The sequence below is a fragment of the Corynebacterium sp. LaCa_205 genome (genome assembly GCF_057458085.1).
In genome coordinates this window covers 936,723-953,766 of sequence record NZ_CP190931.1, presented here as the reverse complement: position 1 = coordinate 953,766, position 17,044 = coordinate 936,723, and the positions used below count along the sequence as shown (strand labels likewise).

General features: G+C 58.0%; 13 protein-coding genes. 6 read left to right on the top strand and 7 right to left on the bottom strand.

Features of this window, described 5'->3' with window-relative positions; translation table 11 throughout:
- Positions 1-77: 77 nt before the first annotated feature.
- Positions 78-1,937 (bottom strand): DEAD/DEAH box helicase, encoded by a 1,860-nt coding sequence (locus ACP8J1_RS04695; protein ID WP_023021798.1) that lies wholly within the window; start codon positions 1,935-1,937, stop codon positions 78-80.
- A gap of 373 nt (positions 1,938-2,310) precedes the next feature.
- Here ACP8J1_RS04695 and ACP8J1_RS04690 point away from each other — a divergent pair, with 373 nt between their 5' ends.
- The gene (locus ACP8J1_RS04690) at positions 2,311-2,925 is read left to right on the top strand and encodes a hypothetical protein (protein WP_023021799.1); all 615 of its coding nucleotides are present in this window, start codon (positions 2,311-2,313) and stop codon (positions 2,923-2,925) included.
- Here the strand turns inward: ACP8J1_RS04690 and hutI are convergent.
- Positions 2,922-4,091, bottom strand: coding sequence for an imidazolonepropionase (gene hutI, locus ACP8J1_RS04685; protein WP_023021800.1), 1,170 nt, complete (start codon positions 4,089-4,091; stop codon positions 2,922-2,924). The two genes, ACP8J1_RS04690 and hutI, sit on opposite strands and share 4 nt — an antisense overlap.
- Positions 4,092-5,768, bottom strand: a complete 1,677-nt coding sequence (hutU, locus tag ACP8J1_RS04680) for a urocanate hydratase (protein ID WP_023021801.1) — start codon at positions 5,766-5,768, stop codon at positions 4,092-4,094.
- A 188-nt stretch (positions 5,769-5,956) separates the two neighbouring features.
- Between hutU and ACP8J1_RS04675 the strand changes: the two genes are divergently transcribed.
- Entirely contained in the window at positions 5,957-6,742 is a 786-nt protein-coding gene (locus ACP8J1_RS04675; protein WP_232212587.1) for an SGNH/GDSL hydrolase family protein, read from the top strand.
- Here the strand turns inward: ACP8J1_RS04675 and ACP8J1_RS04670 are convergent.
- From ACP8J1_RS04670 to ACP8J1_RS04660, 3 genes are all read right to left on the bottom strand, one after another.
- Positions 6,725-7,315, bottom strand: coding sequence for a flavin reductase family protein (locus ACP8J1_RS04670; RefSeq protein ID WP_232212586.1), 591 nt, complete (start codon positions 7,313-7,315; stop codon positions 6,725-6,727). The two genes, ACP8J1_RS04675 and ACP8J1_RS04670, sit on opposite strands and share 18 nt — an antisense overlap.
- 73 nt (positions 7,316-7,388) lie before the next feature.
- Positions 7,389-8,942: a histidine ammonia-lyase gene (gene hutH, locus ACP8J1_RS04665; RefSeq protein ID WP_023021804.1), complete on the bottom strand. Its 1,554-nt coding sequence runs from the start codon at positions 8,940-8,942 to the stop codon at positions 7,389-7,391.
- 78 nt (positions 8,943-9,020) lie between these two features.
- A complete protein-coding gene (locus ACP8J1_RS04660; RefSeq protein ID WP_023021805.1) occupies positions 9,021-9,728 on the bottom strand; it encodes an IclR family transcriptional regulator in 708 nt (235 codons plus the stop codon).
- 186 nt (positions 9,729-9,914) lie between these two features.
- Here ACP8J1_RS04660 and ACP8J1_RS04655 point away from each other — a divergent pair, with 186 nt between their 5' ends.
- A complete protein-coding gene (locus ACP8J1_RS04655) occupies positions 9,915-11,300 on the top strand; it encodes an amino acid permease (protein WP_023021806.1) in 1,386 nt (461 codons plus the stop codon).
- A gap of 11 nt (positions 11,301-11,311) precedes the next feature.
- Positions 11,312-12,244, top strand: a complete 933-nt coding sequence (hutG, locus tag ACP8J1_RS04650; protein WP_023021807.1) for a formimidoylglutamase — start codon at positions 11,312-11,314, stop codon at positions 12,242-12,244.
- Positions 12,245-12,252: 8 nt separating this feature from the next.
- On the opposite strand, the gene ACP8J1_RS04645 is transcribed toward hutG, so the two are convergent.
- Entirely contained in the window at positions 12,253-13,599 is a 1,347-nt protein-coding gene (locus ACP8J1_RS04645; RefSeq protein ID WP_023021808.1) for a YjiH family protein, read from the bottom strand.
- Positions 13,600-13,732: 133 nt separating this feature from the next.
- Here ACP8J1_RS04645 and ACP8J1_RS04640 point away from each other — a divergent pair, with 133 nt between their 5' ends.
- Positions 13,733-14,164 carry a (deoxy)nucleoside triphosphate pyrophosphohydrolase gene (locus tag ACP8J1_RS04640; protein WP_023021809.1) on the top strand — a complete coding sequence of 144 codons (432 nt, stop codon included), beginning with the start codon at positions 13,733-13,735 and terminating at the stop codon, positions 14,162-14,164.
- Positions 14,165-14,293: 129 nt separating this feature from the next.
- Positions 14,294-17,044 (top strand): Z1 domain-containing protein, encoded by a 2,751-nt coding sequence (locus ACP8J1_RS04635; protein WP_023027840.1) that lies wholly within the window; start codon positions 14,294-14,296, stop codon positions 17,042-17,044.

The window sequence follows — 17,044 nt, the reverse complement described above, 5'->3', positions numbered from 1 at the left end:
CCCCCGTTTATAGTAAAACTGCTGGTCACAGCGCATGAAAAAATGGGCCTCCGAAGAGGCCCATTGAGTCGAAAAATTTAGTCGCGCCAGCGTCCACCGCGCTTGCGTCCACCGCCGTGATCACGGCGTGGTGGTCGGCCGGTGTCCTTTTGAATATTGATGAGCTGGCCGGAAATGCGCGTATCTTTTAGGCGCTTGAGCACAGCTGGATCCAAATTCTTCGGCAGGTCCACCAAGGTGTGGCCTACCGCGATGGTGATGCGACCAAAGTCCTTGGCGGACAAGCCACCCTCATTGGCGATGGCACCCACGATGGCTCCCGGGCGCACATTTTGCCGCTTGCCGACGTCCAATCGGTACGTCTCAAAGTCACCATCCGGCCGCTTTGGCCCACGGCCCTTGCCGCCACCCTTGAAATCACGGTCGCGCTTACGATCGTCCCGGCGATCACGCTTGGGCTTTGGTAGCGGCTTATCCTCCATGAGGAAGTTCTTTCCGCCTTGCAGCATAACGGCGAGGGCTGCAGCAATATCGTCCATGGCCGCGTTGTTGTCCTCGGAGTACTTGCGCACCAAGGAGCGGAAAAAGTCCGCCTGCTTATTGTCCATGGAGTTGGTAATGGACTGCGCGAACTTTTCCTTGCGCTTTTCATTGACCTCATCGACGGAAGGCAAATCCATTTCTTCCAAGCGGGCATTGGTTACGCGCTCAATGGAACGCAGCATGCGTCGCTCGCGCGGAGTGACGAACAGGATGGCTTCGCCAGAGCGCCCCGCGCGGCCGGTGCGGCCGATGCGGTGCACGTAGGACTCGGTGTCGTTAGGAATATCGAAGTTAACCACGTGGGTGATGCGGTCGACGTCGAGGCCACGAGCGGCAACATCGGTAGCCACGAGGATGTCCAGACGGCCATCCTTGAGCTGATCGACGGTACGCTCGCGCTGCGCCTGCGCAATATCACCGTTGATGGCTGCGGCGCTAAAACCGCGGTCCCGCAGGGTCTGGGCTACCTCTTCGGTCTCGTGCTTCGTGCGGCAAAAGACGATGATGGCATCATAATTAATGACCTCAAGGATGCGGGTGAAGGCATCCATCTTCGCGCGATGCGGGATGAGGAGGAAGCGCTGCGTAATGTTGTCATTGGTGCGGCGCTCGGACTTCACCGTGACCTCGGCAGGGTTGTCGAGGTAGCGCTTAGACAGGCGACGGATAGCGTTCGGCATGGTAGCCGAGAAAAGCGCCACCTGCTTGCGATCCGGGGTGTCCTCCAAGATACGCTCAACGTCTTCCTGGAAGCCCATGTTCAGCATTTCATCGGCCTCATCAAGGACAAGGAACTGCAGCTGAGATAGGTCCAGCGAGCCCTTCTCCAAGTGGTCGATGACGCGACCTGGAGTACCCACGATGACCTGTGCACCGCGGCGCAGACCGGATAGCTGAATGCCGTAGGCCTGACCGCCATAGATAGGCAGTACCTCGACGCCCTTGAGGGACTCGGCGAAGGACTGGAAGGAGTCTGCCACCTGCAGGGCCAGCTCACGGGTTGGCGCGAGCACAAGTGCCTGCGGGTGACAGGCCTTGGCATCAATTTGCGACAGAACCGGCAGCGCGAAGGCCGCGGTTTTGCCGGTACCGGTCTGGGCAAGGCCGACTACGTCGCGGCCTTCCATCAAGATCGGGATGGTTTCTTCTTGAATGGGGGACGGCTTGGTAAAGCCTACTTTCGCAACGGCTTCCAGAATCTTCTCTGGCAGGCCAAGATGCGCGAACCCCTGGGAATTGTCGTTGGCCGAGTCTTGAGACTCAGCGCCGGTGTCCTCAGAAGTATTCGCAGCCCTGGTGTCTTTGGTGACACCTTGCGAGTTGTCCTGAGATTCCGACTTTTTAAAATCTTCCGGCTCGTTGACGCCGCCGGTGGCGTTATCGGTAATGCTCATTGCTTCACCAACCCTACGCGATTGCGGCTATAAACTCCATTGCGCAGCTCCTAGACTTTCCTAGCCCAGATTTCCTGCCCTGTTCGAAGCAGTTCGAAAACACCGAAGTATGGTGTCGGGGCGGTCTTCTACTGTGCAGCCTATGAGTCATCCACGCCCACGATTCCTTGACGACCAAGCACGTATCCGTGCCAAGCTAAGTTCTTATCCAGGGTTCAGCACGGAACTGGACCCGCCGGTAGACCTTTATCTGTCCTCGCTGTCTACGGGCCTGATCTATCCCACTAGGCGCAGCCGTCGGCCACAGAGCGGAGGGTATGTACACATTACAGACCGGCGTTTTCATCTAAACCCCGTCTTTCGCATAACCGGGGTGGAGGATAATTTTGAATTTTATGTGGTGGAGCTAGATCCAGTGCGCTTTCACCGCACGGAATACGCCGCACGCCCAAAGCTTCTTAGCCTCGGCAGCGTGGTGGACAACGAGAACACAACCTACTTTCCGGTGGAGTTTGATTTCGCATCCCGTGGCAAGTTTGTGACCTTTAGTGCCGTCGATAAGCCGAAGATAGGCCACCTATACTCCTGCTTTACTTCACGGCCTCGGCACCCTTTATGCCTGCGCATAGAATCCACGGAGGACGACAATGGGCTGGTGCGTGCCCAAGTGAGCGAGGTCTATAGCGATTTTGGACGCGGAGAAAGAAAAGGACCGCGAAAGGACTATGGGCCCGACAACCTCCCCTACCGGCCACCGGCTATCACCCGCAGGGACGTAGAGATAGAGCTAGGGCGCTTTCGTCGCCTCTACGACCCAGAGTCGTGGACTGTCCACGGTTCACAAGACGAAGAAACCCTCTTTATGGTGGAAGATCCGGATGGATCACGCGCAGTCTTTATCGGCAAGAAGGACGCGTGGCTACATATGACAAAAGAAAAAGGCCGCCGGCTATATCAGATAGCGGCGACCTTTCTAGAAGAGCGCTAGGCTCCGGCGATAAAGGTGCGATAGCTCAGCGGCATGCCTGGGCGGTAGGCCAAATGCACGGCGCTGGGGGCGTCGAGCACGTGCAGGTCGGCGGCGGCGCCTTCCACGATGGTGCCCTTAGCGGGTCGGCCCTGCGGGTCGAGACCATTGCCCACGTTGTGGCGACGCAGGGCGGTAGCCCCACCGGTGGTCGCCGCGTGGATGGCCTCATCAACGGACAGGTACTGCTGGAGGACCGCGGTGGTCACGCAGTAGTTCATCGAGGAGGTATAGGACGTGCCGGGGTTGAGGTTGGAGGCGATGGCGAGGGTTGCGCCGGCGTCGAGAAGCTTGCGGCCTGGGGCTAGCGGCTCGCGAGTGGACAGATCGCAAGCCGGCAGCATGGTGGCCACTGTATCGGAATTAGCCAGCAGTTCTACGTCCTCGTCGCTCAAGTGATTGACGTGGTCTACCGAGGCCGCACCCAACTCCACAGCTAGGGCCACGCCTGGGCCTTCGCCCAGCTGGTTGCCATGCACACGCAGGCCAAGGCCTAGCTTCTTACCGGCTTCCAGTACGCGCCGGGATTGTTCCTCGTTGAAGGCTCCGCGCTCGCAGAAGACGTCGATCCACTGCACATAGGGAGCGACGCCCTCGAGCATCGGGCCAACGACTTCGTCGAGGTAGTCTTCCGCGTCTGCCCCTGGCGGCACCAAGTGGGCGCCCAGGAAGGTCACGTCATCTACGTGGCGGGACGCGACCTTTGCGGCCTCTACCTCGGACTCGGTGTTGAGGCCGTAGCCCGTCTTGGTCTCGAAGGTGGTGGTGCCGCCGCGACGGCCAGCAGCCACGCGATCTGCCACCAGCTTGTCCAGGCGGTCGGTGCCGGCCTGGCGGGTGGCGTCCATGGTTACGGCGATGCCGCCAGCCTCATAGGAGCCGCCGGAGATGCGGGCCTCAAACTCAGCGGAGCGGTCACCGTCGAAGACCATGTGGGTATGCGAATCGACCCATCCCGGCAGGACGGCGCGGCCACCCAGGTCCACCTTCTCATCGGCGGCCGGCGCTTCGGATGCCGGGCCAATCCAGGAGATGGTGCCGGATTCGGCTACCAGGGCGGCGTCGTTAAGCGTGCCGCGCTCGCTGACCGTACGGAGTTCTGAAATGCCGGTAAAAAGTGTGCTCATCTAGTCCCTTGCCTTGAATTCCATTGGAATGCGGACGCCGCGCTCATCGGCGACTTCCTTTGCGCGAGTGTAGCCGGAATCAACGTGGCGGATAACGCCCATGCCCGGGTCATTGGTCAGCACGGCGCGCAGCTTGGCAGCGGCCAACTCGGTGCCATCGGCAACGGTAACCTGGCCGGCATGGATGGAACGGCCCATGCCTACGCCGCCGCCGTGGTGAAGGGAAACCCAGGTAGCACCGGAAGAAACTGCAGTCATGGCGTTGAGCAGCGGCCAGTCAGCTACAGCGTCGGTGCCATCGAGCATGGCTTCGGTCTCACGGTATGGGGAGGCCACGGAGCCGGAGTCCAAGTGGTCGCGGCCGATGACAATAGGAGCCTTGATCTTGCCCTCGCGCACGAGGTCATTGAAGAGCAGGCCGGCCTTGTGGCGCTCGTTATAGCCGAGCCAGCAAATGCGTGCCGGCAGGCCCTCGAATTCGACGTACTCCTCGGCGGCATCGAGCCAGTTGTGCAGGTGCTCGTTATCCGGGAAGAGCTCCTTGAGCGCTTGGTCGGTGACCTTGATATCCTCTGGGTCACCGGACAGGGCGGCCCAGCGGAACGGGCCTAGGCCCTCGCAGAAGAGTGGGCGGATATAAGCCGGGACGAAGCCTGGGAACTCGAAAGCGCGCTGGTAACCGGCCTTGCGAGCCTCATCGCGAATGGAGTTGCCATAGTCAAAGACCTCGGCACCCTCATCCTGGAATTCGACCATAGCCTTAACCTGGGCGGCCATGGACTCGCGAGCCTTCTTGGTAAAGGTGGTCGGGTCTGCCTTGGCCTCGTTATGCCAGTCCTCCATGGTGATTTCAGAGGGCAGGTAAGACAATGGATCGTGGGCCGAGGTCTGGTCGGTGACGATGTCCACGGTAAATTCCCCGGCGCGCTGGCGGCGCAGGACCTCTGGGAATACCTCGGCAGCGTTGCCTACCAGGCCTACGGAGAGCGGCTTCTTGTTTTCCTTAGCGTCAAGAACCAGCTTGAGTGCTTCATCTAGGTCGGTGACAACCTCATCGAGGTAGCGCTTATGCTGGCGGCGCTTCAGGCGGGTTTCATCAACGTCGACAATGAGGCAGGCGCCACCGTTAAGGGTGACAGACAGCGGCTGTGCGCCGCCCATGCCGCCGCAACCGCCGGTCAGGGTGAAGGTGCCGGCCAGGGTGCCGTTGAAGCGCTTCTTGGCCACGGCTGCGAAGGTCTCGAAGGTGCCCTGCAGGATGCCCTGGGTAGCGATGTAAATCCAGGAGCCGGCCGTCATCTGGCCGTACATCATGAGTCCCTCGTCCTCGAGCTTGCGGAAGTGCTCCCAGTTAGCCCAGTCTCCCACCAGGTTGGAGTTAGCAATAAGCACGCGCGGTGCCCACTCATTGGTCTTCCAGATGCCCACCGGCTTGCCGGACTGCACCAGCAGGGTTTCATCGGATTCGAGGTCCTTGAGGGATTCTACGATGGCGTCAAAGGCTTCCCAGCTGCGCGCTGCACGACCGGTGCCGCCGTAGACCACGAGGTCCTCGGGGCGCTCGGCAACCTCGGGGTCGAGGTTATTCATGAGCATGCGCAAGGGCGCTTCGGTCTGCCAAGACTTGGCGGACAGTTCGGTTCCGCGCGGCGCGCGTACTTCGCGTGGTTGAGACATGGCTTCCTTTCTTCGTGCTTTTTCGACGCCCTCCCAAGTCCCCTAGGCCGGTGTCCCGGGGCTGTCCCCGAGGACTTGTTCAGCGTCACATGTCATAAAGTACTGTGACCCAGCTCTGTGTACCATGCCACATGAACCCTAACTGTCTCGTATATGAGACACAGGCGGGATGATCTACGATGGCCTGCATGCGCCGGTTCATCCCCTTCCTTTCCGCGGCCCTCGTCGCCGCTTGTTCCACCCCCGCCGAGGAGCCGCAGCCACCCCACTATGTCGCGCTGGGGGATTCCTATGCGGCCATGGGCTCAACCACGCTGCCGCTCGATCCGCCCAATACCTGCGTGCGCGCTCAGGATTCCTACCCCGAGCTTGCAGCCAAGGAAATGGACGCGGAGCTCACCAATGTAGCCTGCCAGGGCGCTAGCACGCTCGACGTACTTTCCTCGGCCGGCGAGCACCCCGCCCAGGTCGACGCCCTGCGGGAAGACACCGACCTGGTAAGCCTGTCCATCGGCGGCAATGATGCTAGTTTTATTCGGCTTACCCAATGCGCCACGGATGATATCTGCCAGGCGGAATCCGGCCCGCAGATAGACCTGGAAATCCGCGATCTACCCCGCCGCCTAGACAAGGTCTACGAGGAGATCCACCGCCGCTCCCCTGACGCGAAAGTCCTGGCTACTGGTTATCTTCCGCTAATTAAGCGTGGCGAGACCTGCCCCTACATTGAAAAAATCCCGGCCAGTGACCGGGATTGGTTGGCACGCTCTATCGAGCGCATCAACCAGGCGGTGCGCGAGGCCGCCGAGCGCAATGGGGCTATATACGTGCTTGCCGACGCCGCCTTAGACCACACCGCCTGCTCCCCCTCACCGTGGGTGGATTTCACGGGCCAGGAGACTAATTCCTTTCCCATGCACCCCACCCACGCGGGTCAGCGGGCTATGGCCGATGCACTACGCGCTGCCCTCTAACCCGGCGCGTGCGGCGTCGTCGGAGCCGGGAACGCGCATCTCGAATTTTTCTGTGACCACGGTGTAGTCAAAGTAGCCCATGCGCGCGATGGGCTTAATCTTAAGGATGTCGAGCTTGCCTTCCTCATCGATGACGGATTCATCGATATGGATAGTCTTTACATCCGCTACCACGAGGTCGATGCTGCCCACCTTGGAATTACCGGGCACGCGCAGCGTGGTCTTGTACTGGCACTCGAACTTCACCGGGGATTCTTTCACCATGGGAATGCGGTAATTGTCCGCATATTCCTTGGTAACGGAAAGGCGGTCCCACTCGCTGTCGCCATAGTCAAGCACCTGGGCGGATTTATTGACTTCCTCGCGCAGATCATAGGTGGCCATATTCCACACGAACCAGCCGGTTTCCTCCGCGTTAAGCACCGTGTCCTTGCGGCGACCATCCGGGTATTGGTTGGCCGAAAACATCACCATGGGTGGATCGAAAGTGAGGTTTTGCCACTGGCTATAGGGCGCGATGTTTTCGCGGCCCTCACCATCCACGCTGGAAAGCCAGCCAATGGGGCGCGGCACTGTGCTCGCTTTAAAAGGGGAAAACGGCAAGGGGTTGGGCTCAGATTGTGGGTGCCAAGAAATGGTCGACATATTAATCACGCAGCTTTCCAGTAGCATTCTCAACGGCTTCGACGAGCGCACCCTCCTTAACCAGGCGCACGGTCTCCTCGATTTCCGGCGACAGGTAGCGGTCCACACCTGGACCCTTGACGGTCTCGCGCAGCTTGGCGATGACCGCGCCGGTTCCCTTGGCCGGGGTGCCCTCGCGCATGTCGATAGCGCGGGCGGCGGTGAGGATTTCTACGGCAAGCACGCGCTGCAGGCCATCGACGGCCTTGCGTAGCTTGCGGGCAGCGGACCAGCCCATGGATACATGGTCTTCCTGCATGGCCGAAGAAGGAATGGAATCGGCCGAAGAGGGGTTGGCTAGGCGCTTCATTTCGCTCACGATGCCGGCTTGGGCGTACTGGGCGATCATGTGGCCGGAGTCAACACCGGGGTCGTCGGCAAGAAAGGCGTTCAGCCCGCGGTTGCGCGCCGGGTCCAGGAAGCGGTCGGTGCGACGCTCAGAAATGGAGGCCAAGTCCGCGGTGACAATAGCTAGGAAGTCGAGAGCATAGGCCACCGGCGCGCCGTGGAAGTTGCCGTTAGAGACCACGCGGCCATCCTTGGTCACCACCGGGTTGTCCACCGCGGCAGCCAGCTCGCGCTCGGCCACCTGGGCGGTGTGGGTCAACGTATCGCGGAATCCGCCAGCTACCTGAGGGGCGCAGCGCACGGAGTAGGCATCCTGCACTTGGTTCTTCTTAAACTCCTCGAGCGCGGCCTCCAAGATCTCAGAGCCTTCGGCCACTTGGAGGATATTAGCCGCAGCATCGGCCTGGCCCGGATGCGGCCGCAGCTGCTGCAGGTCATCCGCGAAGACCACGAGGGTACCCAGCAGGCCTTCCACGGTCATGGCGGTGGCAATATCGGCGGTCTTTGCGGCTGCGCGCAGGTCAGTGATGGCCAGGCAGAGCTGTCCCAGCATGCCATCGGTGCCGTTGATAAGCGCTAGGCCTTCCTTCTCGCGCAGCTGCAGCGGCTCGATGCCAGCTGCGGCCAAGGCTTCGCCCGCATCCTGCAGCTCGCCGTTCACGCGCACCTCACCTTCGCCCAACAGGGCCAGCGCACAGTGAGCAAGCGGCGCCAAATCGCCGGAGCAGCCCAGCGAGCCATACTCGCGGACCACCGGCACAATGCCGGCGTTAAGGGCCTTGGCATACGTTTCCACCACTACGGGGCGCACGCCGGTGCGGCCAGTGCACAAGGTGGACAGGCGCAGCAGCATCAGTGCGCGGATGACTTCTTCTTCCACTTCCGGGCCGGTACCCGCAGCGTGCGAACGCACCAGGGAAAGCTGCAGCTGGGCACGCATCTCCTCTGGGATATGGCGGCGAGCGAGCGCGCCAAAGCCGGTGGAAATGCCATAGACCGGGGTGGGATCTTGTGCTAGTTCTTCCACGCGCTCGCGGGTAGCGGCTACCTCTTCTAGGGCTGCAGGCGCAATCTCCACCTGCGCGCCATAGCGGGCAACGGCAACAACATCCTCGATGCTCAGCGCGCCGACGTTTACGGTCACGGTGGTTGGGTAGGCGTTAGGCATGGCAAATACTCCTCTAAATAAGGGATCAACAATTGTGATGTGTCGCGCGACAGCCTAACGCGATGAATGTATGCTACCTCACTTTTTGCGATTGCGGTACATTTTGGCCGCGACCTTGTCCGATACCTCCAGCAAAGCTCGAATGGCGGCGTCTACCTTCGTATCCGGCGTCCCTACCGGATACGTCACCGCCACCGCCGCCGCTGGGCGGTCCAAGTGATCCAGGATGGGCGCCGCTACAGAGGCCTGACCGCGAGTAATTTCTTCAATCTCTTGGTCCCACCCGCGTGCAGTTACCAAACTCAAGCGTTCTTTCAACGCGGTAAAGCCGCTACCTCCTGCGGTATCAAAGGCGGCGCGCACCTCCGCATCAGGCAGATGCGCCAGCATCACGCGCCCAGACGCCGTTTTATGTGCCTGCAGGCGCACACCCACCTCAGTGACCAAGGAGGTAGCACCCGCCGCACGCACCTCCTGCAGATACAAAATTTCCGATCCAGCCATACGTGACAGGTGCCCCGATCCCCCCACCAGCGCCGCGCACTGCTCCAAGTCCCGAGTGGCCATGCGCACCAAGGGCTGCTGCGTTACATAGGCCGAAGCCATGGAATACGCCGCCAGGCCCAGTCCATACGTCTTGTGCTCCGGCAAATGGGCTACAAAACCAGCATCAACCATCTCCGCCAGCAGGTGGTATGTAGACGAGCGCGGCAGGTTGAGCTCACCTTGGATGCGGGCAGCAGATATAGGGACGTCGATAGTGGATAAAAGCTTGAGGATCTCCATCGCATGACGCGCCGCTGGGACTCTGTTGGTACTCACGGAGGGCAATTTTAAGCACCACTGTGGCGCTTATCAGTGCAGCACACGGCACCAAGTCTGAAATTCCAGACAAATAAATATGTTCCACGACACACCTTGGACAAATAGAGACTTAGACTACATACAACTTTTCATACGCTAGGAGATGCCATGTCCCAACACGGCCTTAAACACAGGCACCTGCACTTCATCGCCCTCGGATCCGCGATCGGCACCGGACTGTTTTATGGTTCAGCCGGTGCCATCCAAGCCGCTGGCCCCTCTGTCCTCGTCGTCTATCTCCTCGCCGGCGCGGTGGTGTATTTCATGCTCCGCGCCCTAGGTGAAATGGCCGTGCGCCACCCCATCACCGGCTCCTTCGCCGGCTACGCCCGCATGTTCATGGGCGGATGGGCCGGATACATCACCGGCTGGATGTTCGCCTTTGAGATGGTCATCGTAGCGCTTGCGGACCTCACCGCCATCGGCGTTTATATGCGATTTTGGTTCCCAGACGTCTCGCAGTGGGTTTGGGTTGCAGCCACCTTGCTCATCGTGGGCGGCGCAAACCTCGCCACCGTCAAGGCCTTCGGTGAACTGGAATTTGCCTTTACCATCATCAAGGTCGGCGCCGTACTCGCCATGATTGCCGGCGGCCTTGCGGTATTAGCCTTTGGGCTTTCTGATGCCCACACCACCGGCCCCGTCAACCTCGTCAACGACGGTGGCTTCTTCCCCAACGGTCCCACAGGCATGATCGCTTCTTTCATCCTCGTCCTCTTCGCCTTCGGCGGCACCGAAATCATCGGTGTTGCCGGCAGCGCCGCCCAGCACCCAGAAAAATCCGTACCCAAAGCAATCAATACGGTGCCCATGCGCATCCTGCTTTTCTATGTCCTTGCCATCGCCGTCATCCTCATGATCACCCCATGGCGCGAGATTACCGGCGAGCAATCCCCCTTCGTCCAAATCTTTAATACCCTTGGCGTTTCCTGGGCCGCAGGTTTGCTCAACTTCGTGGTCATTACCGCAGCTTTATCGGCCATCAACGCCGACCTCTTCGGTGCAGGACGCGTCATCACTGGCCTTGCCCACCAAAAGCACGCCCCTAAGTTCATGTCCAAGGTAGTGCGTGGCGTACCCGTAATGACCACCATCATCCTCATCGCCACCATGATCATTGGCACCATACTCAATGCCCTCCTGCCGGAAAATATCTTCGAGGTCATCGCCTCGCTAGCTACCTTTGCCACCGTGTTTGTCTGGCTCATGATTCTGCTGGCTCACCTATACTCCCGACGCGGAATGAGCACACAAGACGTAGCGAACCTCAAATACAAAGTTCCCTTCTGGCCCTATGGTCAGTACCTGTCCATCGCATTTATCCTCATGACCTTCGGCATCATGGTCTGGCAAGAGGAATACCGCATTTCCCTCGTTGTGGGTGTGGCCTTCATCGCCATTATGACGGCGGTTTATTTCCTCACCAACCGGCACGAGGTAACACATGAGAATGAACCCACCGAAGAGCCAGAAGAACTCGTCGTTTCCGCCTAACATCGAAAACCATGAACACTGAAAAAGCTGAACTTTTCACCCCCGCCCCCGAATGGTCCGGCCGCTCCGATGGCCCTGGCCCAGAGCATGCCCGTTGGCATAGCGTTATCAATCAGTCCACCGAATCCCCCGCCCCAGTAACCCTCCTGGGGTTTGCCTCCGATGAGGGCGTGCTGCGCAACGGCGGCCGCCAGGGTGCAGCCGCAGGCCCAGCCGCGCTGCGTTCCGCGCTTGGCTCCTTGGCGGTGCACCATGAGCATGCGCTTGCCGACGCCGGCACGATCACCACCCAGGCCGACGACCTCGACGGCTCCCACGACGCGCTCTCCGATAAAGTGCAGGAACTCGTCGAAGCCGGCACCCTCCCCATCATTTTGGGCGGCGGTCACGAGACCGCCTTCGGCTCGCACCGCGGCCTCTACCGCGCGGTAGGCGCCACCAAGATCATCAACCTGGATGCTCACTTCGATCTGCGCCGCGCGAACCAAGCCACCTCCGGCACCCCGTTCAAGCAGATTTCGGAGCTTTCCGACGACTTCGACTACACCGTGTTGGGAATCTCCCGCCCCAATAACACCGCTGTGCTTTTCGACGAGGCAGAGAGCCTGAACGTCGCCATCACCCTGGACGAGGAACTAGTCAATCTCACCCCAGCCGAGTGCGCTGAGCTAGCCGCCAAGGCTACCGAGGGCAAGGACAAGGTCCACTTGTCCATCGACCTCGATGTCCTACCGGCTTCTACCGCGCCGGGCGTATCTGCCCCAGCTTCCCTGGGTGTGAGCTATGAGCGCATCCGCGCCATGGCCGTAGCAATCGCGCGGACGGGCAAGCTGGCCCTGGTGGACGTCGTCGAGCTCAATCCCACCTTTGACATAGATAACCGCACCGCCAAAGCGGCGGCGCGGCTTATCGATGACATCGTCACGGCCCACCTCGGGGCCTAGCTCTTAAATCAAAACAGCAGGTGAGCAATCGGCGTGGCGATAAGAATGGTCAGCGCCACGCGCTCGAACCAAATGATGACCAGGTGACTCAGCTTCACCGGAATCTTGGTAGCCAGGATGCAGGGCACCAGCGCGGAGAAGAAGATAATGGCAGAGACTGCCACCACGCCGATGACGAACTTGAGCACCATGCTGTCGCTGCCTGCCACTGCGGTGGCGGGCAGGAACATCTCCGCAATTCCCATGGCCGCACCCTTGCCGGCTTGTACCGGCTCCGGCAGCCGCACTACCCAAGCGAATGGGTAGAACAGGTAACCAATCCACTCAAAGATGGGCGTAAAACGCGCCAGCAGCAGGCCAATGAGACCCACCGACATAATGGAAGGCACAATGGCCGCCGCCATGCGGACACCATCGCGCAGGTTCTCCCAGATGGATTCCCACAACGACGGCGCGCGCTGTAGCGCCAGCATGGCCTCGCGCCACGCGTTTTTGATGCGCGAGCCTTCTACCGGCTTTTCCGGATCTGGGTGCGCATCCGCAAAATACTCGTCCGGAATGGTCCGCAGCGGCGGAATCCGCACGGTAATGGCGGTAACCACGAAGGTCACAATGAGCGTGACAATGAAGTAGGTACCCCAGACCTTCATCAGGTCAAGCTGCTTAGCCACGATGACCATGAAGGCCGCAGAGACCGTCGAAAAGCCGGTGGCAATAATCGCTGCCTCGCGGCCGGTATAGCTGCCCTTTTGGTAGACGCGGTCCGTGACCAAAATTCCGAGGGAATACGAGCCTACAAACGAGGCCACCGCGTCAATTGCTGAGCGCCCCGGCGTCTTCCACAGCGGCCGCATGATGGGTTGCATGAGCACGCCGACAAATTCCAGCAAACCAAAGCCAATGAGAAATGCGAGGAAAGCACCGCCAATCGGCACGATAAGGCCTACCGGAGTGGCAATGGAGTTCCACAAGAATGGCACTAGGTCCTCGTCACCGAGCACCCACGGCAGCGCATCAATGACCATAAGGAATGAAATCACTGCACCCACAATGTTGAGCACCGCAAAGACTGCCTGCAGCACGCTTTCTTTAAATGCGCCGGTAGTAAAACTGCGCACGGTTCCGTACACGGCCAGGGCAAAGATAATCCACGGCACCGCCGCAGGAATCCCTTCACGCACCATCGTGACCATGTGGTCCAAAGGAATGGAGCGCTTATCCTGATACGTCACCGGCAGGAAGAATACGAACGCGCCAATCGCGCTATATAAAAAGAGTTTCCACCGTCCCCCAGGCTGCGGGATTTCCCCGTCATGGCTCTGGATGGAGGAGTAAACCGATTCGGTAGAAGTCACAGTAAAACCGTCCCCTCAAGCTTGCCTACAAAAATCAAGCCCGCGTGACAGCCTTACGCGAACATTGGGGACATGTTATCTAAGTAACAGCTCACTGTCTAGACGTTTTCGAGATCCAAGGCACAATAGAGTCATGTCTAAACCCATTCGCGTCGTCGGCGCCGTTTTCGTCGATGAAGATCGCACACAGCATTTAGCCTTCCGCAAGAAGCCCGGCACTCCCCTTGCCGGCATGTGGGAATTTCCCGGCGGCAAGATCGAACCCGGCGAAACACCAGAGCAAGCACTCGCGCGCGAACTTAAGGAAGAACTCGGCATTTCAGCCACCGTCGGCGAAAAGGTAACGACAACCGTTCACCATTACGATTTCGCCACCATTGAGCTCACCACCTTCTATTGCACCACCACCGCCTCCCTGCTAGCCGACGACCTCAGTCTCACCGACCACGACGCCACCCGCTGGGTCAACATCGCTGACGCCCTCGAGCTCGAGTGGGCTCCGGCAGACGTGCCTGCGGTAGAGCAGCTCTCGGCAACGCCGCCCAGGCAAACAGTGTTTATTTAGCAAATAATTATGTAGGAAAGGCCACAAAATACTTTGAATAATTGCCGGTGGGCAATTTAAACCATCGCTATTCTTGAATAGTCTTAAACCAAGTTTGCTAAATTTGCTCCCCAATTCCCTGGAGAAAAAATGACTGATAATTCGACTACTACCCGTAACCTCAAAATCGAATGGCTTTTAGAAGAAATTCGAAATGCCGTCCGTACGGGAGTTTCTGTAGATGCGGCAGTAGAAAGGATTTCCAACAATCCTTTCGTCAAGCCCCCAGAAGACCTCCTCAACGAAGCACGAATCATCTTTCTCCAGAATGCCGGGCAAATCTCAAAGTTTAAGGCTGTCGACTCCCTAATTCAGGATGAAGTGGATTCCGGTGATTGGTATGACGGCCCAGACTACGACAACCACATTTATTGGCCTCATGTAAAGGAAGTGCTTCAACCCAAACTCGGCAGCGCGCTCGACGACGTCGACAAAGCGTCGAGCAAAGTGCTTTGCTCACTTCGACCGCCCGCTGAAGATGCATTCGATGTCCGTGGCCTAGTACTCGGTTTCGTTCAAAGCGGTAAAACTACGAACTTCATATCTTTGATTTCTAAAGCCGCAGATATCGGATACAGGCTCATCATTGTCCTGGCAGGTATGACGGATAATCTCCGTATTCAGACTCAGAAACGTATCAATGAACAACTCATCGATGAAACACCGAACTGGGTAAAACTCACCGATATCGATAGCGACTTCAATGCTTCGCAGTTCAACGCGAACAATCGGAATTCGGATACCCTTCTTGGGGCTCCGGCGAACCGACATATCGCAGTTGTGAAGAAGAACGGCCATATTCTTACTGCTCTGAACAATTTCCTCCAGGGCGCAACAATTGCTACTAAAGATCTTCCTATTCTCGTCATCGACGACGAATCTGATCAGGCTTCTATCAATGTATCCCCCAAAGCCAAAGCCGAAACCTCAAAAATCAACGCCCAGATCAAAACGCTTCTGCGGAATCCTAAGACGGCATACGTCGCGTATACAGCGACTCCTTTTGCAAATATCCTTATCGATCCAAATGACACCACAGATCTCTATCCAAAAGACTTCATCCATGTCCTCCCCAAACCGGAAGGATATTTCGGCACAGAGACTATCTTTGGCCGTGAGCCACTAAATGGCGAAGACGCCGAAGAGCTGGATGGTCTGTCTATGGTGCGGACGATCGACGAAGATGAAATTGGCGCGACACGACCTCCAAGTGGAAAGAAAGGCTTCGAAAACTGGGAGCCTGAAATTCCTAAGTCCCTCGATGAAGCAATTCGCTGGTTTATCCTCGCCACTGCAGCTCGCCGTGCGCGTGGGCAAAAAGATGCGCATTCATCGATGCTGATTCACACTGCAGTACGCACCGCTGCCCATGAGATCTTGCACGAATTAGTTCAAGAACAAGTGAAGTTCCTCGCGCGCAAGCAGGACGCCCCAGAGATGCTTAAGCTTCTCGAAGCACAATGGGTTTACGAGACCGAGCAAGTTTCCGCAGAAGCACTGGGATACGAGACTCTGACATTTGAGGAAATCAAGCCACATATTTCAGACGTCCTCAAAGCAATTGAAGTAGTAATGGACAATGGTGTGTCCGAGCAACGACTTCAATACGAAGACGGGAAGCCGAAGACTGTTATTGCAGTCGGCGGCAATACTTTGTCCCGAGGTCTGACTCTAGAAGGCCTCGTCTGCAGCTATTTCGTTCGAAACGCTACTGCCTACGACACCCTTCTTCAGATGGGACGCTGGTTCGGTTTCAGAAACGGATACGGTGACCTTCCACGAATTTGGATGACCGAAGATCTCGAGAATTGGTTCCATGACCTTGCTTTGGTGGAAGCGGACTTGCGAAAAGACCTAGCACGTTACGCCGATGACGGCGAAACCCCGCTTACATTCCAAGCGCGAATCCGCACGCATCCGTCGATGGAAGTTACGGCTCGTGCAAAGCAGCAGAATAGTCGCCCAGCAGTAGTCAGTTATTCCGGCCAGAAAGTCCAGACGATTCTCTTCCGCCACAAGAATAAAGACTGGTTATCCCAAAATATTCAAGCGACGGAATCCTTGGTCCAGGACATTCAAGGCAAGGGTCTAAAAGAGCATCAAAAGAAGAACGGTACTAAGTTCTTCAAACAAGTCCCTGCAAGCGTCGTTGAAAAATTCCTCGACGAATATGTCATCTACGAGGAATCCACTCTTGGACGAAACAATGCGGAGCTGCTCAAGGCATATATCAAGAAGGAACACTCAACAGGCTCTATCCGAGCATGGGATATTTCCTTCTTCGGTAGGTCTGGCTCAGACAGTCTTAAATCCATCGATTTAGGACTGACCAGCGAACTCAACTTGCTTAATCGTTCCCAGATGGTGGTTTCAGCAAGCCCAGATGTCGCTAACATTAAGACCCTCGTCGGTTCGCTGGATCGCTTGAATAGTGCCGATCTGGATAAGCCGGCGTTGCAGGAACTAATCGGCGAGTTTGAAACACAGTCGACCAAGGCTGAAACTAAACTCCTGAAAGCGTACGAAGCAGCTGTAGGCACTGACGTCGCCCATTTAGGCATCTATGCCATCGATCCAGATTCAAAGACAAGTCAGTCGTCCGACTTCGTACACAAGTCCGGCAAAAACGTTGGAAAACTCATCACTCCGAGAAATCGACGTAAGGATTTGAATGCTGAGGACGTAATGATCGGCATCGGTCTCTTCTTCCCGACTTCGAGCAACCCAGATCCTGACGCTGAATATGTAAGCGCCCAAGACTTCCTCGATGCCGAAACCATGGAACAAGTCGCCGAAGCTGAAAGCGAAGTTCTCCAGGCTATCGAAAGTGAGGAGGTCTAG